This window comes from Diplocloster agilis (genome assembly GCF_019042275.1).
GTDB lineage: Bacteria > Bacillota > Clostridia > Lachnospirales > Lachnospiraceae > Diplocloster > Diplocloster agilis.
This window is the reverse complement of record NZ_JAHQCW010000034.1, coordinates 43,506-66,111: the sequence shown is the minus strand read 5'-3', so window position 1 is coordinate 66,111 and position 22,606 is coordinate 43,506. Positions and strand designations below refer to the sequence as shown.

The 22,606-nt window shown below is 49.7% G+C and carries 18 protein-coding genes and 1 riboswitch; all 18 genes read right to left on the bottom strand.

The genetic code is table 11. The features are described from left to right. Positions 1 to 262: 262 nt before the first annotated feature. The 18 genes from KTH89_RS17955 to KTH89_RS17870 all read right to left on the bottom strand — a co-directional run bounded on the left by KTH89_RS17955 (position 263) and on the right by KTH89_RS17870 (position 22,185). Entirely contained in the window at positions 263 to 1,378 is a 1,116-nt protein-coding gene (locus tag KTH89_RS17955; RefSeq protein ID WP_238722592.1) for a DUF5643 domain-containing protein, read from the bottom strand. A 2-nt stretch (positions 1,379 to 1,380) separates the two neighbouring features. Beyond that, positions 1,381 to 1,848: an RNA polymerase sigma factor gene (locus KTH89_RS17950; RefSeq protein WP_158348738.1), complete on the bottom strand. Its 468-nt coding sequence runs from the start codon at positions 1,846 to 1,848 to the stop codon at positions 1,381 to 1,383. Between the two features lie 349 nt (positions 1,849 to 2,197). Next, a complete protein-coding gene (metK, locus tag KTH89_RS17945; RefSeq protein ID WP_158348739.1) occupies positions 2,198 to 3,385 on the bottom strand; it encodes a methionine adenosyltransferase in 1,188 nt (395 codons plus the stop codon). Positions 3,386 to 3,491: 106 nt separating this feature from the next. After that, positions 3,492 to 3,590, bottom strand: a riboswitch (SAM riboswitch). A 284-nt stretch (positions 3,591 to 3,874) separates the two neighbouring features. Next, on the bottom strand, positions 3,875 to 6,019 hold the full coding sequence (gnpA, locus tag KTH89_RS17940; protein WP_238722591.1) for a 1,3-beta-galactosyl-N-acetylhexosamine phosphorylase: 2,145 nt from the start codon (positions 6,017 to 6,019) through the stop codon (positions 3,875 to 3,877). A gap of 37 nt (positions 6,020 to 6,056) precedes the next feature. Then, positions 6,057 to 7,832 carry a sensor histidine kinase gene (locus tag KTH89_RS17935; RefSeq protein ID WP_238722590.1) on the bottom strand — a complete coding sequence of 592 codons (1,776 nt, stop codon included), beginning with the start codon at positions 7,830 to 7,832 and terminating at the stop codon, positions 6,057 to 6,059. A gap of 12 nt (positions 7,833 to 7,844) precedes the next feature. Next, complete coding sequence (locus tag KTH89_RS17930) at positions 7,845 to 9,356, bottom strand: response regulator (protein WP_238722589.1); 1,512 nt, start codon at positions 9,354 to 9,356, stop codon at positions 7,845 to 7,847. Position 9,357: 1 nt separating this feature from the next. Continuing rightward, positions 9,358 to 10,005, bottom strand: a complete 648-nt coding sequence (locus KTH89_RS17925; protein ID WP_238722588.1) for an SGNH/GDSL hydrolase family protein — start codon at positions 10,003 to 10,005, stop codon at positions 9,358 to 9,360. A gap of 114 nt (positions 10,006 to 10,119) precedes the next feature. Further along, positions 10,120 to 10,935 (bottom strand): carbohydrate ABC transporter permease, encoded by an 816-nt coding sequence (locus KTH89_RS17920; RefSeq protein WP_238722587.1) that lies wholly within the window; start codon positions 10,933 to 10,935, stop codon positions 10,120 to 10,122. Beyond that, a complete protein-coding gene (locus KTH89_RS17915; protein WP_238722586.1) occupies positions 10,932 to 11,855 on the bottom strand; it encodes a carbohydrate ABC transporter permease in 924 nt (307 codons plus the stop codon). The genes KTH89_RS17920 and KTH89_RS17915 overlap by 4 nt, the downstream gene beginning before the upstream one ends. A 105-nt stretch (positions 11,856 to 11,960) precedes the next feature. After that, positions 11,961 to 13,310, bottom strand: a complete 1,350-nt coding sequence (locus KTH89_RS17910) for an ABC transporter substrate-binding protein (RefSeq protein ID WP_238722585.1) — start codon at positions 13,308 to 13,310, stop codon at positions 11,961 to 11,963. Positions 13,311 to 13,604: 294 nt separating this feature from the next. Next, positions 13,605 to 14,861, bottom strand: coding sequence for a site-specific integrase (locus KTH89_RS17905; protein ID WP_003505062.1), 1,257 nt, complete (start codon positions 14,859 to 14,861; stop codon positions 13,605 to 13,607). Positions 14,862 to 14,940: 79 nt separating this feature from the next. After that, entirely contained in the window at positions 14,941 to 15,144 is a 204-nt protein-coding gene (locus KTH89_RS17900; RefSeq protein WP_129878395.1) for an excisionase, read from the bottom strand. 430 nt (positions 15,145 to 15,574) lie between these two features. Beyond that, the gene (locus tag KTH89_RS17895) at positions 15,575 to 15,814 is read right to left on the bottom strand and encodes a helix-turn-helix domain-containing protein (RefSeq protein WP_003505055.1); all 240 of its coding nucleotides are present in this window, start codon (positions 15,812 to 15,814) and stop codon (positions 15,575 to 15,577) included. Next, positions 15,811 to 16,254: an RNA polymerase sigma factor gene (locus tag KTH89_RS17890; RefSeq protein WP_044911539.1), complete on the bottom strand. Its 444-nt coding sequence runs from the start codon at positions 16,252 to 16,254 to the stop codon at positions 15,811 to 15,813. The genes KTH89_RS17895 and KTH89_RS17890 overlap by 4 nt, the downstream gene beginning before the upstream one ends. A gap of 514 nt (positions 16,255 to 16,768) precedes the next feature. Then, a complete protein-coding gene (locus KTH89_RS17885) occupies positions 16,769 to 17,131 on the bottom strand; it encodes a metal-dependent transcriptional regulator (protein WP_003505050.1) in 363 nt (120 codons plus the stop codon). Positions 17,132 to 17,152: 21 nt separating this feature from the next. Continuing rightward, positions 17,153 to 18,886 carry an ABC transporter ATP-binding protein gene (locus KTH89_RS17880; RefSeq protein ID WP_003505048.1) on the bottom strand — a complete coding sequence of 578 codons (1,734 nt, stop codon included), beginning with the start codon at positions 18,884 to 18,886 and terminating at the stop codon, positions 17,153 to 17,155. A 3-nt stretch (positions 18,887 to 18,889) separates the two neighbouring features. Further along, on the bottom strand, positions 18,890 to 20,704 hold the full coding sequence (locus KTH89_RS17875; RefSeq protein WP_003505046.1) for an ABC transporter ATP-binding protein: 1,815 nt from the start codon (positions 20,702 to 20,704) through the stop codon (positions 18,890 to 18,892). A gap of 2 nt (positions 20,705 to 20,706) precedes the next feature. Then, positions 20,707 to 22,185 carry an ABC transporter ATP-binding protein gene (locus KTH89_RS17870; RefSeq protein ID WP_117441017.1) on the bottom strand — a complete coding sequence of 493 codons (1,479 nt, stop codon included), beginning with the start codon at positions 22,183 to 22,185 and terminating at the stop codon, positions 20,707 to 20,709. Positions 22,186 to 22,606: the final 421 nt, after the last annotated feature.

Here is a 22,606-nt window from a genome sequence, read left to right as displayed (position 1 = left end):
CACGTCCGACGGGCAAGAGCCTCTGAACCGGGAACACATCACGTGTTCCTGGTGAATAGGCTCGGTTCCTGAACCCGGCTTTTCGATTCCACTTAGCGGTGGCCAGCGCAAGCCCTCCGCGCTCCCGGGGAGACACAAAAGAACCCGGCCGCCGGGAGCCTCCCCGGAAACTGCCATTATCCCCGTCCTCAAGCCCATGGGTTCCCGGTACTACCAGTCCCCCCAGCCCGGAGCCAGGCCTTGTACCGGCCCGCTCCGCTTGCTACTCCTCCCCAATGGCTACAGAAAATACGTATTCATCCAATATTTCTTTGGGGGAATCCGGATTTTCCCGGAAACGGATCGGTATGATCTCCAGGGTTTTGATCTGCTTTGCGCCATCCGACAGCTCGTAACAGATGTCAACTCTCCAATCCTGATTTTCTGTTTGTTCTACATTGATCAGTGTGGAATTTCCACCCTCTCCGTTTTTAAACTCATATTCATTTCCCTGATCGTCGCGGAAATAGAATTCTGTGCCTGACGCGAATTCGTTAGCCCGCTGCTCTGCGTCATCGCCTGAGAACTGATAGGAAAAATCAATTTTCATGGAAAGAGGGGTGATAACACAGTTGTTTAAATAAGCGCTGCAGTCTTTTAGCTGTACCATCTGGCCCTTCTGCCGCTGCGCAGGCTCCGGGGAAGCTACCCGGAAGATCAGATCCTGGTTCTGGTATCTTACGATTTCCTCAGCTTTCGATTGCTGCGTATCCGCACCTGGTTCTGCGTCGGATTTGCGGTATACGGATACCGGGATTCTCACCTCGAAATCCTCAGGGAGATCCTGTTCGGACAGGTCTATCCGGAATGTATATGCTCCGTTTTTTTCCACTGTATCCACAGGACCGCATTCTTTTCCCTCTACGAATAAACGGTCCGCGTTCAGGTCGTATTTTTTACCATTCTCGGTGGCGTCGGCATAGACGTATAGTTTCAACCCATCATAGAGCGTTTCCCGGATCTGCAGTAACGGAGATTGGTCTTCCAATGGCAGCCAATTTTCAGCTTCCCCGATGGCCGCCCCTCCGGCCGTAGGGTTCTCATTTGTTACTGTTTTCTGGGTAATGTCTGTCTGAAGCAGATTTTCCGCGCTTTCCCTGCGTCCTTCCCGTTCCATGTCGAACCGTTCCAGCAGAAGATGTCTTGCCGCCGCAAATGCGGTGGTGCCAAGTATCAAGGTGGCCGCTAACACCAGAAGGGCTTTTTTGCCGATATGTTTTTTTCTTCTGCAGTTCTTGCCCCCTACCTGCCGGTCTAATTCCTGTGTCAATGCGCCGTGAAAACATTCCGGCACTTCCGGAAATGCCTGATCCCATAATGGTTCTTTTCCTTGTCTCATATCTATGCCTCCTGTTCCTCTAACAACTGTTTTAATTTTTCTCTTCCCCGGGACAGACGGCTTTTCACCGTACCTTCCGAAATCTTCTGTATCAATGCGGTCTCTTTCACCGAAAACCCTTCTATATAGTGCAGGACCACGGTCATGCGCAGATCCGGGTTGAGCTGCGCCAGCGCCAGATACAGCTCACTGTATTCCTCTGTCTCAGCTGCGCTGTCCTCTTCCCGCTCCATCGGCAGGCATCGTTTCCGGTCTTTGATTAGATGGTAGCATTCATTGATCAGAATCCGCGTAAACCATGTCTTTGCATAACAGTCCTGCCTTAGCCCCGACAGCTTGGAAAAAGCAATCGCGATAGCTTCCTGCACCGCATCCGCACAGTCTTCATCATTTTTCAGGATGGATTTGGAAATGTGGTAAAAGCTTCTCTCATTTTCCATAATCACATTTGCAAAAGCTTCTTTTGTCATACTTTGGAGATCCTTTCTTTCAACGGCCGTTGAAATCTTATTTACACTAATTAGAGGAACAGGCAGGCGGTTTGGTTCCATGGCCGTAAAAATAATAGAATGAACGGCAAAGGGCGGCTTGTCTGAATCGTTAGAGATAAATCAACAGTGCTTTCTTATTTATAATTAAAAGAGTTTCGCTTGCGGAACTCTCCGCCTGCGGCAGGGCGCGTAAGCGGCATTTTCCTTTCCGCACAGTGCGATTACCCGGAGGGCTTTTTATTTCATAGGCGCACTTTCCAGTGGAATAAAAAACTGTCCGGCAGTCAAAAACGCTGCCGGACAGATATATCTGACTCAAACGAATATTTTACAGATACTTTTTCAGAAGATCTGTTTTATCCAGTTTCTCCCAAGGCAGATCCAGGTCATTTCTTCCAAAATGTCCGTAGGCCGCTGTCTGTTTGTAAATCGGACGTCTCAGATCCAGCATCTTGATAATGCCGGCGGGACGAAGGTCAAAATTCTCGCGGATGATATCTACCAGCTTCTCATCGGATACTTTGCCGGTTCCGAAGGTATCCACCATAACGGATGTGGGCTGCGCCACGCCGATGGCATAGGACAACTGGATCTCGCACTTTTTCGCCAGGCCTGCGGCTACGATATTCTTAGCCACATAGCGGGCAGCGTAGGCCGCGGAGCGGTCCACCTTCGTGCAGTCTTTTCCGGAGAAAGCGCCGCCGCCGTGACGGGCATATCCGCCGTAGGTGTCGACTATAATTTTCCGGCCGGTCAGTCCGCTGTCGCCGTGAGGTCCGCCGATTACGAAACGTCCCGTGGGATTGATAAAGAACTTCGTATTCTCATCCACCATTTCCTGAGGCAGAATTACGTCAAATACATATTTTTTAATATCTTCGTGTATCTGTTCCTGAGATACCTTCTCATCATGCTGGGTAGACAGTACGACGGCATCCAGGCGAATCGGTTTGCCCTCCTCGTCATATTCCACCGTAACCTGAGTCTTACCATCGGGCCGCAGATACGTAAGGGTTCCGTCTTTTCTGACCTTCGTCAGCTGGAGAGCCAGCTTATGAGCCAGAGCGATGGGATAAGGCATCAGTTCTTCGGTCTCATCGGTAGCATATCCGAACATCATACCCTGATCCCCGGCGCCGATGGCCTCGATCTGCGCGTCGCTCATCTTATGTTCCTTTGCCTCCAGAGCCTTGTCCACGCCCAGGGCGATATCGCTGGACTGTTCATCCAGAGCGACCACAACCGCGCAGTTGTCCGCGTCAAATCCATATTTACCACGGGTGTATCCAATCTCCCGTACCGTATCTCTCACGATTTTCTGAATATCCACATAAGCTTCCGTCGTGATCTCTCCCATTACCAGTACAAGTCCTGTGGTGGTAGCTGTCTCGCAGGCCACCCGGCTCATGGGGTCCTTTGCCATCAGCGCATCCAGGATCGCATCAGAGATCTGGTCGCAGATCTTGTCGGGATGTCCCTCAGTTACAGATTCAGACGTAAATAGTCTTTTTTCCATCATGTTTCCTCCTTTGGATGATCCGGCCTTGGCCGGTTTACTTAAAACTTACCGTTGAATAAAAAAAAATCCGCAAAAGCGGACTCGACAAATTGATAATCAAATCCCCTTATCGTTCGATTACTCGCTCAGGTTGGCACCTTCCTATCGCTAGGGGTTGCCGGGTTTCACAGGCCCTATGTACCTCCACCACTCTGAATAAGAGAAATATACTCTATATGAAATTATTCTGCTTCCAGTTCCTTAAAGTATATCCATATACCTGAAGGGCAAATGTTATCATCGCAAATACAATACAACATTTTACCCGGAGAGTCAAGTACTAATTTGCTGGAAGGCAGCGGGAAAGTTCCGGGAAGGGTGGGTTATAAGTTCCGGAAAGTCCGTGGTGAGAATTACCTAAAATCCGGGTTCAGGCTGACCGGAGAACTTCGCGTCCGCCGGTCAAGAGCCTCCAAACCCGGGAATGAATCACGTCATACCAATCCTCTAAATCTCCAAATATCTGGATTCAAACCCCGCCAGACGCAGTTCCACGTTCCCATCGCGGGTGGCAATCCTGGTGTTCTGCGCAGCCGGACTGTTGTTGATAACCGCCAGCACATGGCTGTCGGGAAAATACGTGCATTCCGTCTGTGGATTATCGGTGAGATATGGCTGATTCCATTCCTGCCCGGCCGCATACAGGATCAGATTCTGTAGCAGCCTCGTATTTTCAGGGGTAATCTCGTAGGATGCCAGATAGATTCCTTTTCCCTTTCCGAACGCATGGGCTGCCAGCACCGGTTCCTCCCCAAAGGCCATTAGAACCTTCGTGTCTGGATCCGTCAGGTACCGTTTGGGCCGCGGGCTGATCCCGCAGCCTCCCGGGAGCAGGCCCGGCACCGGCGTGATCTCAAACTGCCATTTCCCGTGGCAGACCTTGGCTCCGGTATCCATATCCACTCCCAGAACAGGCGCCAGGCGGAAATAATCGGCATAGCCCTCCACTGCGGAGGGTTCCCCAATTCCGATGACAGCGCCTCCTTCATAGACCCACTGAAATACCTGTTCCAGCAGCTTTTCGTCTTTCCAAGCATCCCCGCCGCTCCACGCAGAACCGGCATAGCCCGCATTGATCACCACATCCACATTTTTAAGCGCTCCGCCCCTCACGTCGTCGAAGTTAAGAAAGGAGACCTCGAACGGCAGGCCGGACAGGCTCTCGTTGACGTGGATCAGATCATGCATGAAGGTCTCATGAAAATGGCCGGATAGCGTCCACGGCCGGAGGCTGCCCCAGCTGTGCAGTACCGCCACTCTGGGTTTCAGACAATATGGACGGCCGGCCTGATGATAGGACCGTATTCTTCGGAATTCATCCACCACCTGGCCGATATAGTCGCAAAAATCCGGATACGGTTCCGTCAGATGGAGATATCCCCCCAGCCCGATCCGTTCCACCGGCTCCCGGAGCAGGGCGCGGCGCACATTCGTCCAGAACTCCTTGGCCTTTCTGGTGGGGTCCCCATTTCCAATAAATTGCTCTTCCCCTCCCAGACCGGTGGGGAACAGATAGGGATGCAGCCTGATCTCATGGGTCTGAACGGGAACCCCCGCCGACAGCCGTACCTCATAACCGGAAAAGACCGCTTTGATAATGCCGTCAAACCGAAACTGGGAAAACCGTTTATGATAAGGTTCCACCCCTACCCAGCTGTCATCGTAAAATACATAGGCCTGTTTTCCATATCTGTGTACCACATCCACCAGCCGGCTGCCGAACTCCACCACAAAATCGTTCACAAAGTCCATCCAGTCCTTCTTCTTTTCGTCCGGTGGCATATGGGTCACATGCAGCCGTCCTTTATTGATAAAGTCCTCGGAAGTGATCCGATAACCGTGATTCTGCTCAAATTCCCGCAGAGCCGCTGGGCTTACGGTAAAGTCATAAGACCCCCAGTCCGTAAACCGGTTCCTGCGCCGCTCATCCTGGCCCCAGATCCAGACAAAGTTATAGAACATCGATGTAAAGCGCACTACTGTGGTGGCCGGGTGTGCCTCGCACCAATTTTCCATCCATTTGAGCAGATATTCCTGTACCTGCGGATATCTGGGATCGATCTGCATGAGATGTTCCTTATCCCAATGGTTCGTGGTATGGTTATACATGGAGATCTCTTCCCAGATACGGTAGGCCAGAAAATTTACCGTGTATATATGCCAGGGTATTGCATTTGTAATAAATAATGTCCGTTTCTCCTTATCATAGCTCCAGGACTCCCCGGGAACTTCCCTGTCCGCCGTCCGGTCAAAAACCTGCCACCAGACAAGGGATTCCTCCGAATCGTTAATTCGGAATTGTTCTTCGAAATACCCCTCCAGCGGCCGGATTGCCAGCTGATCGTGATCCGCCATTTTCGGATCGCTCATCAAAAACGTCTGCTGCTGCATATCCGGGTGTTTTCCGACCCAGTCGTTATGATCCCGGATAACACAGACGGTGGAATAGATTCCGTAGCCCGCATCCAGTATCTCCTGGGACAGAGTCGTCCCGTCACTGTCCCGGATCACATCCGCTCCCCATTTTTCAGCCATCTGTAGGGTCAGCTTCTCATAGCCTGCCTCTCCGGGCAAAGTAAATCCACCTTTCATCTCTACCTCCCAAATCTCATGTACTGCTATCTATCGCTCATATACTACTTCCTGTCTCGCTGTTTCCTATCTCATTTTCCATAAAATCCGGATTCGTCTGATAGGGAATGGTGATGGTAATTCGCGTTCCCTCGCCTTCCCTGCTGCGGATACCCATGCCATAGGGCGGGCTGTAGATGGTCTGTAGGCGTTTCTTTACGTTCGCAACCCCGATCTTGCGCATGCCTCCCCGGTTCTCCTCTTCCGCGTTCATAAGCCTCTCCAGCATATCTCCGCTCATACCGACTCCGTTATCTGTTATCCGGATCTTAACATCCTGTTCTTTCCTTTTGATGCTCAGCCACAGATCCCCCTTATCTCCCCTGGGAATTAATCCGTGGAATACGGCATTCTCCACCAAGGGCTGCAGCATGACATTGGGAACCGCGCAGTCCATAGCGTCCTCGTCGATATCAAAGTGAGCCTCGAACTGGTCCTTATAACGATAGGACAACAGGATCAGATAGTTCCTGATATTGCCCAGCTCGAACTTTAAGGTCACGAACGGACCGTCCCCTTCTACCCGAAGCGTATCCTGAAGCAGGGAGATGAACGCGTTCGTATACCGGATGATATCGTCATTTCCTTCGATTCCGGCCATATAAACGATGGTGTTCAGCGTATTATAGATAAAATGCGGATTAATTTGCAGCATCAGCCGGTCCAGTTCCATGGTTCTCTTTGTCCGTTCATTTTCCACCAGACGGTCCATGTATTCCTTGATCGAATCCAGCATCTGATTAAAGGTGCCGCCCAGTGTCTCCAGTTCATCGTTGGTATGGATGTCCACATAGGCGCCAAAATCACCCTTTTGCACGCTCAGCGCGCTTTGATGCAGCTCCTCGATAGGCTTTGTAAAGTTTTTGATATATTTATAAAATACTACGAACAGGATAACCAGACCCATCGCATAGGCCGCTGTTACGATCACGATAATCATACGCAGCTGTTTTAATACCAGCCGGTTGGAAACCTCGGACACAAAAATCCATTCGTCATTCAGATCCGCGTTTTTGATCAGCACATTGCGATTATCAAGGACGGCCGTGCCGCCGTTCTCCACCTGGCAGATCAGCGGATAGTCCGCAGTCACCGTCCCGCCGGACAGGATCACATTGCCGTTTTTATCATAAAGGGTGTAACCGTTTAGCAGGGTATCATCCACTTCCGCCCATTCCAGAATCTTATTAAACCCCATATTTACAATCAGTTCTCCGTGAAACTTCTGCTTGCGCTGGATACGGGTATAAGGGAGGATATAACTGATCACGTCCCGCTTCTTCGAGGTCTGAGGTTCATAGATGACATGCAGCTTTGAATATCCCCCCGTCTCATGGGTTTCCTTGAACTCCTGGTACCAGTCTTCCGTAAGATCGAGCCCGCCCTGGTACTGATCCGATGAATAAACCTGTCCGTTTGGCGTCAAAGCCAGTATACTATAATAATACTCGTTCAGATTCGTGTACTGCATCAGCTTTTTGCGCATCCGGTCGCTTACCACCCGCCGGTCAAACGCGTCGGACCCGTCATCTAACTCCAGATATGAATAGAAGCTCTCATCAATGATGATCTGCTTCGCCAGCGTCTCCACCTCATTCTGGGCATAGCGGAGCTGACTGACCGCCTGCTGGAGCTTCTGCGCTTCACTTTGAATCGTTTGATTTTTCAAAGTATGAAAAAAATACCAGAAAGAACAGATCGAAGCGATGAAAAAAGTGACTGTCACCACAATAAACAGTGTAAATGTTAGTTTCTTACGAATTCCTCTTTTCATCCCGTCCCCATCCTATCTCTTCCGGTGATCCTGATACTCTTTCGGGCTGACCCCTTCCAGTTTCTTGAATACACTGCTGAAATACTGGCTGGAACGGAATCCAACCATTTCATGTATTTTCGATACCTTTACTTTTTGGTGTTCCATGATCTCCTTCGCCCTGGTGATCCTGTAATGCAGCAGATAATCGTTCAGGGTCATGGAGAGCTCTTCCTTGAACTGCCTTCGCAGATGCCCCTCCGATATACCGATCCCATCCGCGATCATCTGGATATAGATATCCTCCTGATAATGTGCTTCGATATATTTAAGAGCCGCTTCAATATTTCTGGAATAGCCGCGGTCCTCCTTTCGGACCGACAGCCTGTGGATGTAAATGGAAAAATCAATCAGCCACTGTTCCGCCTCGTCCATGGAAGTGATCGCCTGCTCCAGCCAGATCCCATCGATCAAAAGCTGTTTTTGTTTTGCAAAGCGGTTATAGATTCGGATCAGATCCCTCAGATATCCTTCATAAGTATGATCGTCGCAGTGTTCCCGCATCTCTGTTAAAAAGCGGTGCAGAAGTTCTCTCTCCGCCATGCGGTCGCCCCTTTCCATAAGGGCCGGCAGTTCCAGTTCATATTGCATGAGATTCAGGTTCGTGATCTCTCTCCTGCCGGTTTCTTCCGCGGCGATCAGGCTTCCTTTCCCATAACAGAGCTTCTCCTCTTCAACCCGAAGTTCCCGCTCATACCAATCCGGCAGATCATCGGGAGTGCTCAGCCATTCGCTGTAAAGCACCAGGGCCGCGCTTTCCCGCCCTTCCAGATATTTGAGCACAATCCCGGCCGCGTCCCTTAATCTTTCCCTTGATCCGTCTTTCCGGCCGTGCATCCGAATCAGTCCGCACCACCCCAGATCGATCCTGAAAAAATATTCACAGCTGATTCCCTCGGGATAGGTAAGCTTCTCAACTTCACCGCTGTCGATCTTGAGGATCTGTTCCTCCTGTTTGCGGACATGGATCACATAAGGCGCAGTCACATACAGGAGGCCGTAAAACTCCCCTTCTTTAAAAAAACCGGTAAAGCCCTCACCGACCCTGGCTCTTCGCAAATACTGTCTTAAGCTGTGTTCCCGGTATACCTTATCCTGTTCCTTCTCACGCTTAATTTCCTCTGTGATCCGCAAGATCTCCTGTTCCAGCTTTTCCCTGGTGAGTTCATTCTTCAACAGATAGGCATTGATACCGATATCCATGCCTTTCTTTATGTAGTCAAAGTCGCGGTATGATGTCAAAAAGACGATCTTCTGCTTTGGATTCTGTGTCAGCACTGCTTCCGCAACTTCCAGTCCGTTCATCACCGGCATATTGATGTCCACAAATAAAATATCCGCCTTTACCGATTGAAGCTGATCCAGCGCGCTTTTACCATCTAACGCGGTTCCCGCCACCTCATAGTCCAGGGACGTCTTCGCCAGCAGGCTTTGAAAATATTGGACCGCCATCCTCTCATCATCCACCACAAATAACTTCACCATATTATACCAACTTTCGGATTTCCCTCTCTATTGCTTCTGCTAATTTACGGTGCTCTTCCATCCCTATATGAACGCTGTCCGTCTCGGATACTTTTGCAACGTCCGCCGCATCCAGGAAACCGCAGCCATAGGTGTCCGCTATTCTTTTGTAAATGGAGGCCAATTGTTCGACACGATTCGCAGAGTCCTCATCAAAGACGTCTCCAAGCCAAGAGGTCCTGATCTTTTCTCCCAACCGTACAGGTGATATGATTAACACCTTCGGAGTTTTCATTATATCATACACGTACGGGTTCAGACAAATTTTCACCAGTTCCTCCATCCCCCGCCCGATCTCCATGGCCGATGCATTATAAACCCGTTTCGCATCATTGGTTCCCAGCATTAATATGATCAGATCCAGCGGCTGATGAGTCTGCAAAAGCGGCACGATTTCCTTCAGCCCGTTCCGCCCCTGGGTGGGCGGATCATCCCAGGCGGTTGTTCTGCCGCCCAGCCCTTCCTCTATAATCTCGTACCCCTCCCCCAGCATCCGTCCTAGAATTCCGGTCCAGCGCTTGTCTTTCGGGAAGCGCATCTCCTGTGGAGCCGTCCACTCCGGATTGAATCCGAATGTGTTAGAATCGCCAAAGCATAAAATATTGATCAATGTATTCCTTCCTTTCCAACCGCAAATTTTATCTCAACAGTCCTCTGCTGAATCAACCTTATCCGTATCCGGCTTTAACTGAATCAGCCTTTACCCGACTAATTCTCAGCCGAATCATCCCTTGACTGCACCGGCTGTCAGACCCTGTATAAAATTCTTGGAGCCCGCAATAAACAGCACCAGCAAAGGCACAGTCGCCACCGCGAGACCGGTCAGCTGAGCGCCGTAATCCGTCCGGTAGGCATTTCCCAGACTCTTGATGAAGATTGGTATCGTCATAACACTGTTGTCATTGACAAATACCAGCGGTACCAGATAGCTGTTCCAGGACCAGAGGAATATCAGCAGCACCAGTGTAACCAGGCCGGGTTTGATGCAGGGCATCACAATTCTGAAAAATGTGTTCATTTCATTGGAACCGTCAATCCTGGCGCTCTCCACGATTTCCATGGGCAGCGAGGACTGCATGAACTGGATCATCCAAAAGGCTCCGAATCCGTTCGCCAGCCAGATCAGGATCATCGGCATCAGCGTCCCGGTCATATGCATGGTCCTCATCTCGATCATGTATCCCACCACCCCGATCTGAACCGGGACCATCATGGTCAGCATGACAAGATTAATCAACAATCTGCGGCCCTTAAACCGGTATGCCGTAATCCCGTATCCCACCATGGCGCTGATCACGACGCAAACCACGGTAGATAAGATTGAAACCAGCAGGCTGTTCACATAGGAGCCGATAAAATTAGACTGGAATACCGTTTTCATATTTGTCATGAAATAATTGGAGGGCAGAAACGGCAGTCCCTTAAATATCTCCTCGGTCTTGTAGGTAGACATTACGATCATCAGATAAAACGGAAACAGGGAGACCACCGATATAAACGCTAATATGACATAGGAGAATATTTTCGATCCCTTTTTCATATCACATCCTCCTTCCGGTTCATAAGCTTCATGCCGATCAGGGAAATCAACACGATCACAATAAAGATGCACACCGCCACCGCCGAACCATATCCAAGCTTTGCGGTCGATCCGAACGCCACGTCATAAAAGTTCCATAACAGGGTCAGGCACGACCGGTCCGGACCGCCGATCACGCTGGTGGTAGAGACGTTAAACATCAGGTTCGGTTCATCGAACAATTGGAGCCCGCCGATCATGCTGGTCACAATGATAAAGATCGTAATCGGTTTCAGCAGAGGCATCGTGATCTTTCGGAATATAGTCAGCGCACCGGCTCCGTCCACCCTGGCCGCTTCATAGATATCTTCCGATATAGATGTGATCCCGGCCAGATATAACGCCATATAATAACCCGTATATTTCCAGGCAATCATGATAGCGATCACCACCTGGGCAAGCCTCGGATTCCCAAGCCAGTTCAGGCCGTTCACGTTCAGCAGCTCCAGCAGCCGGTTCACCATGCCGGTATTGCGGTCGAACAAAAATGTAAAGATCAGTCCAATCGCAACCGGCGTCGTTATGTACGGCAGGAAATTCACAGTCTGGAAAAATCTCCTGCCATGTTTCAGATTACTTAAGAACGCCGAGATCACCAGGCCGAATATAATGGCAAACGGAAAGGAGATCACCATCATAAACAGCGTATTCCCCAATGATTTCAGAAACATCTTATCTTCCGTCACAATTCTCACATAATTCGCCAGTCCCACAAACGTCTTCTCCCCGACCCCGCTCCAGTCATAAAAACTCAACTGGAACGAATAAAGGATGGGAAACAGATTAAAGAGAAAGAAACATATCACAAACGGAGCCACAAAGACAATCGGCCAGAACACCGTATATTTTCTGTTTCCTCCCGTTTTTTTTATTTTATTCATCACATAACCTCCTGGACTCACAGACTATTCTTCGCCGACAGGGAAGCGCCTCAGGCAGAAAACAGGGACCGGCTGCTCAACCGGCCGGTCCCTGACCCTTCGTCACTATTTCACTTCCATATCCGTTATTCTGTTCTTGGCTTCCTCCAGCCCTTTGGCCAGCGCATCGGCCGCGGTCATGTTCGGGTCGTCCATGACTGCGATCGCCAGCAGGTCACGGATATCGATAACGGTCTGGTCATACTGGGATACCGTCAGCGTACCGATGCTGTTGACAATATCTTTGTAGAAGAAGCTCTCAATATCCTGTCCGCCGAAGAACTCGTCTTCTCCGCCGATGAATTCCGGATCATCGAAGAACTCTTTTGTAGGTACGAAGAAATTCAGTCTGTCACGCATCATTTCCGCGCCGTCCTTGGTCATCAGGCACCAGTTGATAAACTGCCATGCTTCGTCCTTACAGTCGCTGGTGTTGGTGATCCCCAAGGAAGTACCGCCGCAGCTGTAACCTCCGGTGGCCGGCATCATCAGGCCCCAGTTGCCGGAACCGTCGGCGTCGTTGGCCTTGATGTAATAGTTGATCGCCCAGTTGGGGCAGGGGTACATGATATGTTTGTCATCCGAATAGGTGGCATTGGCCTGTGCCGTACCGTTTTCATAGGTATCCACCACTTTGTTGTCTCTCATCTCACAGAGCATATTGATGGTGCCGGTCATTTTTCCGGTAAAATCTATGGTTCCATTTGTCTCAAGAGGGGTAGTGTCCGCGAAATACAGCCACTCAGCCACCGCGCCTGCCGCGTGGAACAGATAAGCTTCCCCGCCGCTCTCTTCCTGGACCTTTTTGCCCTGGGTAATATAATCAGAGGGATCCGCGAAGATCTTGGCCAGCTCATCCGGGTCATCCGTTCCGAAATACTGTTTCGCCAGATCTCTCTTATAGGCGATGGCCGAAGGGGAGATCGACTCCTCGATCCCGATCAGGGAACCGTCTTCCATCACTGCGCGGTCTTTGATGAAGTCGAAGAAAATATTACTGTCCACATTATAGGGTTCCTTGCTCAGATCCTCGAAAATCCCCAGTTCCCCGTAATTCTTTAACAGCGTACAGCTCTGAGCCACGATGTCCGGAAGTTCGGAGCCGGAGGCAACTGCCTGCTGGATCTTTGTGAAATAATCGCTGTAAGCTACATTTACCACTTCAATCTGGATATCCGGATATACTTTATTGAAGTCTTCCGCCATCATCAGCGTATTGTCATAGTCCCAGGTCCATATGGTCACTGTTTTTCCGGAGCCCTCCGAGCCGCCTGCGGCTTCCCCGCTCTGGCTGTCCTGTGTCTTCGCCTGTGCGTCTGCCTGCGGCGCAGCGGTATCTCCTTTTTCTCCACATCCGGTTATCATCCCTGCAACCATAGCGCAGGCCAGCAAAACGCCTAATACTTTCTTCTTCATCTCGCCTCTCCTTTTCTCACTCATAACTAAATTGGTTACCGTTCCCTCGTACTTAGGATGATAAAATTATAGCACCGGATTATTCCTTGTTTTGTTCAACATTCGTATTTTTTGTATGAATAGTTTAATAGATTTTCGATTATCTCTTTAGAAGTTCTTAAATGCCGGTATAGCCCGTAACTTCGGGCTTTTCCGGCGTTTTTCATATCGGAAGAACCTCACAAATACTTTTATAACCCCTTGTGTTTTCACGGTCAAAAGTAGTAGAAGAAGTAGTAAAATACCTGTCTACTACTAAGCGGCAGCTTCGGTTTTCTCCGTGTTTACCACTTTGATTTCCGTCTTGGCTTCCAGTCTGTCCATTTCCTCCTGTGCGGAATGGAATGTGGCGTGGGCGTAATAGTTCAGCGTCATAATGATGTTGGAATGGCCCATGATATATTGTAGTGCTTTTGGGTTCATTCCCGCATTTGCCATTCTGGTGCAGAACGTGTGCCGCATGGTGTGGGGCGTCATTACTGACGGCAACGGCTCCTTGTGACACTTGTTAAACTTCTTGGCAAGACACTTAAACATGGCGTCATAATGTACCGCTACTTTCGGCAGGCCGTCCCGGTTCAGGAATAGGAAATTACTATACCCATCCACCTGTATTGCCTTGCCGCCCCTGCGGTTCTTCAACACGCGCTGGAACGCCTCATAAGCTGCTGCGCTCATTGGCACTTGACGAAATCCGCTGTCTGTCTTGGGCGTTTCGATATAGTAGCCGTCCTCCGTGCTTCTCAAAAGCTGGTGGTCTACATGGATAAAACGCTTTTCAAAATTCAGATCAGCAGGGGTCAGGCCGCAGAGTTCAGAAATCCGAAGTCCTGTTTCCAGCAGGATAACCACCTCGTCATAATACTTGGAATAGATGGTATCATCCTGTATGAATTTCAGGAGTTCTTTTTCCTGTGCGGGGGTCAGAGGAACCTTTGGCTCGGTGTCGTCGTTGATTACTTCATTGATCTGGAAGTCAAAGGGATTTTTGCGGAGGTAATCATCCTGAATCGCCATATAGAAGATGGCTTTCAGGGAACGCTTGCTATTGCAGATGGTCGTGTAAGCAACACCCTTTTCCTGCATACGCAAAGCCCATTCTTTCGCGTCGGACAGCTTCACGCTGTCAATGCTGGCCGCCCCCAGCTTATCTTCTTCTAAAAGTTTCATTAGCTGCTGGCGGCTCTTTTGGGTTCCCCGCTTCACATTTCCCCGCTGCCGGATGTACTTGGCATAAAGCTGGCAGACCGTCATTTTCTTGCCGATGGTGTCTATCCCGTCGTCAAGGTCTTTCTGTATCTGCTTGATTTTCTCGCGGAGTGAAATATCCGCCCGCTTCCCGGCAGGGATTTTGTCTGTGGGTACTAACTTCCATGAGTAAACAAACTTCTGTTCCCCAAAGGTGTCCGTATATTTGTAAGCGTATCTTCCGTCTGGTCGCTGGCTCTCTCCAGATTTCAAAAGGCGGCCCTTGCTGTCCCGTCTTTTTACATCTCGTTCCTGTTTTGGCATTTCGTCATGCTCCTTTCCATGACGGAAAGAGCCTTGACACGCTCTAAGGATATTATAGCATAGTCAAGGCTCTTTTTCACTAGATTGTGTCCAGAGAATCAATGATTTTTTCAAACTTTTGCCGTTTGATCTGGATGCGGTTGCCGTTCAAAATCACCCAGCCAGCGAATGGGTTTTCCTCGGCAAGCCGCCGCAGCTTGTTTTCTCCAATGCGAAAATATTTCGACGCTTCCTCAATGGTAAGCGTATACTTTTCCCAAATAGGCACATCGTTATTACTCATAATGCGGCCCCCTTTCTGTTTAAAACAAAGGTTTCTTGTGAATGTGGGCAAAACACGGACGGCTGGCGGCCCAGCTCCACGGGACTTTCACCCCCGCGTGGTTTTCACGCGGCCCTACCCATTGCCTGCGACGCTTTTAACGCTCGGACTGTGGCTGTAAGGGAGTATCATTGTCCTGCCTACACGTCGTCGCCCATAAGCAGCCACGCTTATGTTGCGGCTGGGTGGTGATCGCTCCGCTGTTTTCGTAGAAATCAGCATCATGGCGCAACCGCCGTCCGGCTCGATGCAGACAGAATGTGTCCGTATGCCCTATGACGCACCGCCATTGTCCTGCGGGCGTATTTGTCAAGGTGCATCCATCAGCCACCAGGTCAGCGGAAATGCGGAAAGGGATGAGTAAAACATTTCCGTTCCCGTGGCCGGGCCGTTACTTCAAAGCAACGATGATGGAATGAATGAGCTTGAGTTCCAAACGGTGCTTCATATACTCGTCCACGCACACATAAGGGATGTCGCTGCTATCGTACAAGGTGCGGGTACAGAGCTTGTTTATGTAGCCCGCATAGTACCGCAGCACTTGTTCCATAGCCATTGCGTCCCCAGCGTGGGCAGCTTCCATCACCGAAAGGGGCAGAAGCTCTCTGCCGTTGAATGTGGGTTCCTTCATCCGCGTTTCCCTCCCTCTGGCATGAGCGCCATCAATTTCAAACGCAACTGTTTCAGGGTGCTTGTCCTGTGGCGCTGTACGGCGCTGCGGGACATTCCCATGAGGCTTGCGATTTCTCCGTCTGCCAAATCCAAAACACAGTGCAAAATCAAAATGCTTTGTTCCTGTTGTGGCAGGCTGGCGAATGCCTCGGCTACAAGCTCGTTGTCAATGGGCAAATCATATCCATGCGACGAAAAAACGTAGCTATCGCTGGGGTAATAATCTACCGTGGAGAGCTTTTCCAGTTCTTCCGGAGTCAGGCATTCAAACGACTTTTCACGGTCGCGCTGCCGTCCCATCTCACGCAGATAATCTTTGGCCTCATTGCGGAGTACCGCCTTGCAAAATGCGTCATAGCGGTGCCGTAGGATAAAGTCATTGCGGGGGATTGTATCCATCTTCTCACCCCCTTTCTGTGGGTGATTTTGGTGGTTATCTCCCTTTCCGCCAAAGTTACTTTTGAAAGGCCACCAGCTACCCGCTAAACGCCACTTTTTTAAACATTTTTTGAAAAAGTGTGGGGCCGGTGGTACGGGACGCAGGAAATAACAAAATTCGCCCGGAAGGGCATAAACCCTCCGGGCGAACATAAAAATAGTAAAATATTTTACTGCATGGTATAATGCATAGTTCCGGCCGCATTTCCGAATGGCCGGGGGATGGCTTTTTTTAACGGTACTACTCCCATTTCCGGTGGTCGCTCTCCCGTTCTACACATGACAGCTTCCTCCTAGAGCCGCCAATCACGCCAGTGTCAGGACGCCATTTCCAATAGAAGGCGAAGAAACGGCAGACTTGGTCTTGAACCGCCGAAGATTAAGGAATCCATTTTACGCGCAGGAAAGCCTCTGTCCCTGCAACGTTTTTTCTTTGCCTATTGGGCGGTGAAGCGTGTTTCGTGTGATTCACTTCCTATTGGTCGGCTGTTTCTTTTAACCGTTCAAAAGATTCCCTACTAATAACGTGTTCCAACCGACAGGCATCGGCTTCTGCAATTTTAGGATCAACGCCTGCGGCTATGAGCTGTTCCATGAAAAAGCAATGGCGCTCATAGATTTTTACGGCCACTTCTCGACCAATGTCTGTTAGATGCAGATAGTGTTCTTCATCCATTGTCAGAAAGCCGCCCTCACGCAAAATGCCTACTGCATGGCACACGCTGGGTTTTGACACCTCCATGTGCCGGGCTACATCTACGGAACGCACCATGCCTATTCTCTTATGCAGAACGAGGATAGCTTCCAAGTAGTCCTCCCCGGATGCATGAAGTTTCATCTCAGCCTCCTAGTACAAAAATTATACGGCCCAACTAAGGCTTTCCTGCTGAATATGAAATAACTTATGGTATAGACCGTTCTTCTTCATTAGTTCCTCATGAGTGCCTTGCTCAACCAACTTACCATTATCCAGGACAATGATCTGGTCAGTATCCACCACAGTGCGGAGCCGATGAGCAATCATAATAACCGTCTTACCCTCTACCAGTTTTGCAATAGCACGCTGAATCAAAACCTCGTTCTCTGGGTCAAGGGACGCTGTTGCCTCATCAAGCAGAATAATAGGTGCGTCCTTCAAAAGCGCGCGGGCAATGGAAATCCGCTGACGCTCACCACCGGAAAGAGTGCTGCCGTTCTCTCCAAGGACAGTCTGATAACCGTCTGGCAATCGCTGGATAAATTCGTCACAGTATGCCGCCTTTGCCGCCGCCATGACCTGCTCCTCGGTAGCGTTCATGTTGCCTACACGGATATTGTTAAAAACAGTATCATTGAACAGGGTCACATCCTGGAATACAAAGGACATACAGCGCATCAGGTGTTCCGGTTCAATGGTGCTGACATCTATGCCGCCAATGGTGATCTGGCCTTTTCTTACATCCCAAAAACGGGCGTTCAGTTTGGAAATCGTGCTTTTGCCGCTGCCGGAAGGCCCTACCAGAGCCGTTACGCTGCCAGCGGGAATAGAGAAAGACACATCCTTGATAACATCGTCCTGGTTATATCCGAAAGTGACATTTTTCAGTTCAATGTCATATTTGGATACATCCTTGTCCTCGCCCTCCATGGCGGGCGTGGTCAGCAGGGTACGCATACGGTTGGTAACAGTCCCCAAGTGAAACAGAGAGGTCAACTGCGAGAGAATGGCAAGGATCGGACCGTAAATTTGCGTAGAGAACATCAGTAGAACCAGTAAAGAAAGCAGTTCAATTTTACCGTTTGTTATCAGCACCGTTCCAATGAAAATAGTAATGCCAAGCCCTGCTTGCAGGATCAGGCTGGCTCCCTGAACCAGAATACCGGAGGCCAGTTCTACCTTGATGGCGATTTTTCTCATAGCCTGGAGTGCTTTATCCAACGCATCGAAGCGGGAACCGCCAAGACCACAGGATTTGATGATTTTGATACCTTCCAGGTATTCCTGAATCTGGCTAGACGCCTCCAGTTTCACATCCACCTGTTTGTCAAACAGACGAAGTTGTAGCTTGCGCCCGCACCAGATGATAAGGAATGTAACCGGCATTGTGCAGAAAATCGCAAGGGCCATTCTCCAGTCAAAAAATGCCAGACAAACGCAGGTCAGGGTAACAGAGATGATATTTGCAATCAGCGGCGGGATGGTACTGCTGAGCATGGATTCCATGCTGCTGCAATCCGCCATCATGTTGGTGGTAATATCGGACAAATCTTTTGTGTTAAAGAAGCTCATGGGGAGCTTGCGAAGATGCTCCGCGATCCGAAGTCTGGTCGTGCTGGCCTCCTTATAGGAAGCAATATAGGTTTTCCTATAATCGTTTTTCGCGGCCAGGAATACCAGAATAGCCGCCACCAGCCCCAGGCCCAGCAGCTTCCACAACGCGGCCCACGAAATTGCTTCTCCCGTAAACGGCTTTAACAGCTCCCAAAAGATCAGGCAGGCTACCATTGATGGGAGCAATAACGCGATATTGGTTATTGTGCAGGCCGTAATTGCTTTTTTCAGGTCGGAATAGCCTTTCTCCGACAGCATTAACTTTTCTTTCAGCTTACTCATAGATCACACCGCCTTTCCTGTGCCAATTTTCCAGTTGATCGACTCCGTATAGCTGCTCCACATCTGCGCGTATTTTCCGTCCTTCTTCAGCAGCTCGTCATGGGTGCCGGATTCAATCAGGCAGCCCTTTTCCATGACAAGTATCTGGTCAGCATTACGAATCGTGGACAGGCGATGGGCGATCATTACAACTGTTTTATTTTGGATCAGCTTTTCAAAGGCTTTTTGAATCAGGTACTCGTTCTCCGGGTCACTGAACGCAGTAGCCTCGTCCAGAACGATGATGGGCGCGTCTTTTACGATAGCCCTTGCAATGGCAATCCGCTGACGCTCACCACCGGAGAGATGGACGCCGGTACTGCCGATCACAGTCTGATAACCGTTTGGAAGCTGCTCAATAAAATCATGGCATCTTGCAGCCTTTGCCGCCGCAATCACCTGTTCTTCCGTGGCATCTGGATTTCCCATACGGATGTTATCCAGGATGCTCTGTTTGAACAGGAACGTATCCTGAAATACGAAGCTGACCTTATCCATCAGCGCATCCAGAGGAATATCCCGAATGTCAACGCCGCCGATCTGAATACTTCCGTCCGTCACATCATAAAACCGGGAGATTAGGCTGGCGATGGTACTTTTACCGCCACCGGAGGGGCCGACAATGGCTGTCACCTTGCCCTGATCCGCAAAGAAAGAAACATGAGACAGGGCCTTGACCTGGGAATCGGCTTCGTAGGAAAAGCTGACATCCCGGAAAGCAATCCCATAGTTTTCGATTGCTTGCGCCGTACTCTTTTCGGGCAGGGCCGGGATACGCAGGATTTCATCCATACGCTCCACGCTGCCGTCAATCTGCGTAAAGGACTCAGAGATATACATGATTTTATTCAGGACACCGGAAATCGCATGGACAATAATCAGGTAGAAAATAAATGTCAGCGAATACTCCCTGAAATCCGTAGTGTGCATCCCGATCAGAATGCCCACCGGAATCAAAAGCAGATAAATATTGTTGATGATCGTGGTAAAAGCAGGCATACAGTTCTGCCAGCCCAATGCGTACTCCAACACAAAAGAGGTATAGTCTGTAATGGATTTGCCCAACCGCTTAAAGGAATCGGCGGTCTGATTAAATGCTTTGATCTCCGACATACCACGTACATATTCCACAGAAGCGCTGTTCATGTTCTCCTGGGCGGTCTGAAAACGGTGCATTTTTTCCTTTGCTTCTCCGTTGAAGCCCGCAAACTGCACGATAAAGGCCAGAACAATACCGACCAGACAAACCACGCCATACCGCCAGTCAATTCCAAGAAGAATGATAACCAGAACAAGCGGCGCGACCAAAGAGGCCACAAAGTCCGGGAGCTGGTGAGCGATGAATTTCTCAACACTTTCAATGTTTTCATCCATGATCTTTCTCATTTTGCCGCTGCCCAGGGTCAGATGATACCCAAGGGGAATCTGCATGATGTGGTCGGCAAAGGCCACCTTCAATTCATAAAGCGTTCCAAACGCCGCAACGTGGGAACACAACAGGGCAAAAAAGTAAAATACGATGTTCCCCAAAATTCCAGCCAGGGCCAGCCATCCCCAGGTCGAGATTGCGGAAACATTCAAGAGCGACATATCCGGGTAAACAAACAGGATTTCCCGAATGATGTAGTAGATTGATAAGTACGGAACAAAAGAACAGATCGCAGCCAGCGCCGCCAAAAACCCTGCCAGGAACACCAACCCTTTATGGCCGGAAGCCAATTCCAGGCAGCGTGCCAGTCCGGTTTTCGCTATCGGCTGCTTCTTGTTTTGCTGTGCCATTTCTAACCCTCCTTTTTGTCATATCCAATTTTGTCTAAGAGAAGCTCTGCGCCTCTGATTTGAAAATCATCGGTAATGCAGCCGTTCTCCAGGCGTATTGCCCGCTCACAGCAGGCAAGCGCACACTCCGCGTCATGGGTAATGACGATAATGGTGCGCCCCATTTTCGCCAGCTTGCGGATCATCCGGCTGACATTCCGCATATTCGTACCGTCCAGCCCGCTTGTCGGTTCATCCAGTACGATAATCGGCGCTTCGTGCATTAGAGCCACGCCAAGAGCCAGCCGCTGCTTTTGCCCTCCTGACAGCGTAGAGGGATGCTGTTTGATGAATGGCGTCAGTTCCAGGGCCTCCAGGATTTCTTCCGCCGCTTGTTTCCGCTCCGGGTTGACTTCTGCGCCGGTAGTCAGTTCGTCAAGCAAATCCTCACCGAATAGCTGACTGTCTAAATCCTGGGGAATATACCAGACCTTTCCCAAGCGGCCTTTCGGTCTACAATGCTTTCCGAATAAAACGACTTCGCCGGATTTCTCTTTCAAAAGCCCTGCCAAGATTCGCCCTATGGTGCTTTTGCCCGTCCCGTTTGGGCCGATCAGGGCTATCGCTTCTCCCTTATGGCATTGAAAGTCAATATCCTTAGATACAATCGTTTCACCAAAAGAGTGGTTCAGTTTTTTCACTTCCAGAACAACCTCACTGGTTGCCGCAGACGGGATTTCCGTTTGCTCAATCTGATGCAGGTTAGGAGTTCGAAGCCCCAGCGCCTGGATTTCCTTATTAGTCAGAGCTTTCATCTGCTGTGCAGTAAATTCCCGCACAATTTTCCCTTTCTGGACACACAGGAAACGGTCTGCCAGATCCATCAGATAATAAAGCCGGTGTTCCGCTATAATGATGGTTTTTCCCTTCTTCTTCAAATCGTGAATAATATCTGCAAAGCGGTAGGTAGATGCAATATCCAGATTGGCAGACGGTTCATCCATGACATAGATTTCAGGATCAATCGCCTCTGCGGATGCAATCGCAACCTTCTGACGCATTCCATAGGACAGGCTGTGCAGGCTGTGATCCAAAATATCCTGAATCTTGATGTTCGCCGCTGCCCGGTGAACATGGTTCTGAATTTCTTCATGGGAATAACCGTAGTTCTCACAGCCAAAAGCAATCTCGCCTGCGACCTCATTGGCAAAAAACTGGCTCCTCGGGTCTTGAAATACATTTCCTGCGATTTTGCCGCGTTCCCAGGAAGGAATCTCTTTCAGCAGTTTTCCATCCACAAAAACCTCACCGCTTAATTCTCCCTCGTAAAAGTAGGGGATCAGGCCGTTAATTACTCTTGTCAAAGAGCTTTTCCCACTTCCCGATGGGCCGGTCATAACAATGACCTCCCCGGCGGCAATGTCTAATGATATATGTTCCAGTTGATTTCCGTTCCCGCCATAGGAAAAGGTCAGGTCACGGATCATAATTTCTTTTCCCATTCCATTCCTCCTCGTATAATAAGTTCGTAGGCAAGAAATATCGCTTATGAACTTATTCTTTTTATGGGTATAGATGGTAAGGACATCCAAGAGGAACTCCCCTCATCCTGAATCCCATCCATACGGTCAACAGTTACTTTTTATATGATTCATCCTGTGTTATGATATCAGGCAGAGTCTGATGTCCGAAGGCACTGCTTTTCCTCCTTTCAGCCGGCTTTGGCCGTGACTGCTTTTTTAGCATTCAGCCTGGCACATATGGCACATTCCGCTAACACAGAATTTTCGTCCCCCGCCGTAGCTCCAGCAAGAAAGGCTGGCCGGGTGCATGCTCATTGCGCGAGGCTTCGGTCACCATATGCAGCACAGGATAAACCTTTTACTTCAGGCTCCACAAATCCAGATCGGAAAGGATGTGATA

Coding starts and splice junctions, on each gene's coding strand:
- metK (WP_158348739.1), bottom strand. CDS start 3,385: ATGGAAAAAAGACTATTTACGTCTGAATCTGTAACTGAGGGACATCCC.
- KTH89_RS17890 (WP_044911539.1), bottom strand. CDS start 16,254: ATGGATACAATCCCCCGCAATGACTTTATCCTACGGCACCGCTATGAC.
- KTH89_RS17935 (WP_238722590.1), bottom strand. CDS start 7,832: ATGAAAAGAGGAATTCGTAAGAAACTAACATTTACACTGTTTATTGTG.
- KTH89_RS17895 (WP_003505055.1), bottom strand. CDS start 15,814: ATGAAGGAACCCACATTCAACGGCAGAGAGCTTCTGCCCCTTTCGGTG.
- KTH89_RS17920 (WP_238722587.1), bottom strand. CDS start 10,935: ATGAAAAAGGGATCGAAAATATTCTCCTATGTCATATTAGCGTTTATA.
- KTH89_RS17905 (WP_003505062.1), bottom strand. CDS start 14,861: ATGCCAAAACAGGAACGAGATGTAAAAAGACGGGACAGCAAGGGCCGC.
- gnpA (WP_238722591.1), bottom strand. CDS start 6,019: ATGAAAGGTGGATTTACTTTGCCCGGAGAGGCAGGCTATGAGAAGCTG.
- KTH89_RS17900 (WP_129878395.1), bottom strand. CDS start 15,144: ATGAGTAATAACGATGTGCCTATTTGGGAAAAGTATACGCTTACCATT.
- KTH89_RS17880 (WP_003505048.1), bottom strand. CDS start 18,886: ATGAGTAAGCTGAAAGAAAAGTTAATGCTGTCGGAGAAAGGCTATTCC.
- KTH89_RS17875 (WP_003505046.1), bottom strand. CDS start 20,704: ATGGCACAGCAAAACAAGAAGCAGCCGATAGCGAAAACCGGACTGGCA.
- KTH89_RS17915 (WP_238722586.1), bottom strand. CDS start 11,855: ATGAATAAAATAAAAAAAACGGGAGGAAACAGAAAATATACGGTGTTC.
- KTH89_RS17955 (WP_238722592.1), bottom strand. CDS start 1,378: ATGAGACAAGGAAAAGAACCATTATGGGATCAGGCATTTCCGGAAGTG.
- KTH89_RS17885 (WP_003505050.1), bottom strand. CDS start 17,131: ATGAAACTTCATGCATCCGGGGAGGACTACTTGGAAGCTATCCTCGTT.
- KTH89_RS17950 (WP_158348738.1), bottom strand. CDS start 1,848: ATGACAAAAGAAGCTTTTGCAAATGTGATTATGGAAAATGAGAGAAGC.
- KTH89_RS17930 (WP_238722589.1), bottom strand. CDS start 9,356: ATGGTGAAGTTATTTGTGGTGGATGATGAGAGGATGGCGGTCCAATAT.
- KTH89_RS17870 (WP_117441017.1), bottom strand. CDS start 22,185: ATGGGAAAAGAAATTATGATCCGTGACCTGACCTTTTCCTATGGCGGG.
- KTH89_RS17910 (WP_238722585.1), bottom strand. CDS start 13,310: ATGAAGAAGAAAGTATTAGGCGTTTTGCTGGCCTGCGCTATGGTTGCA.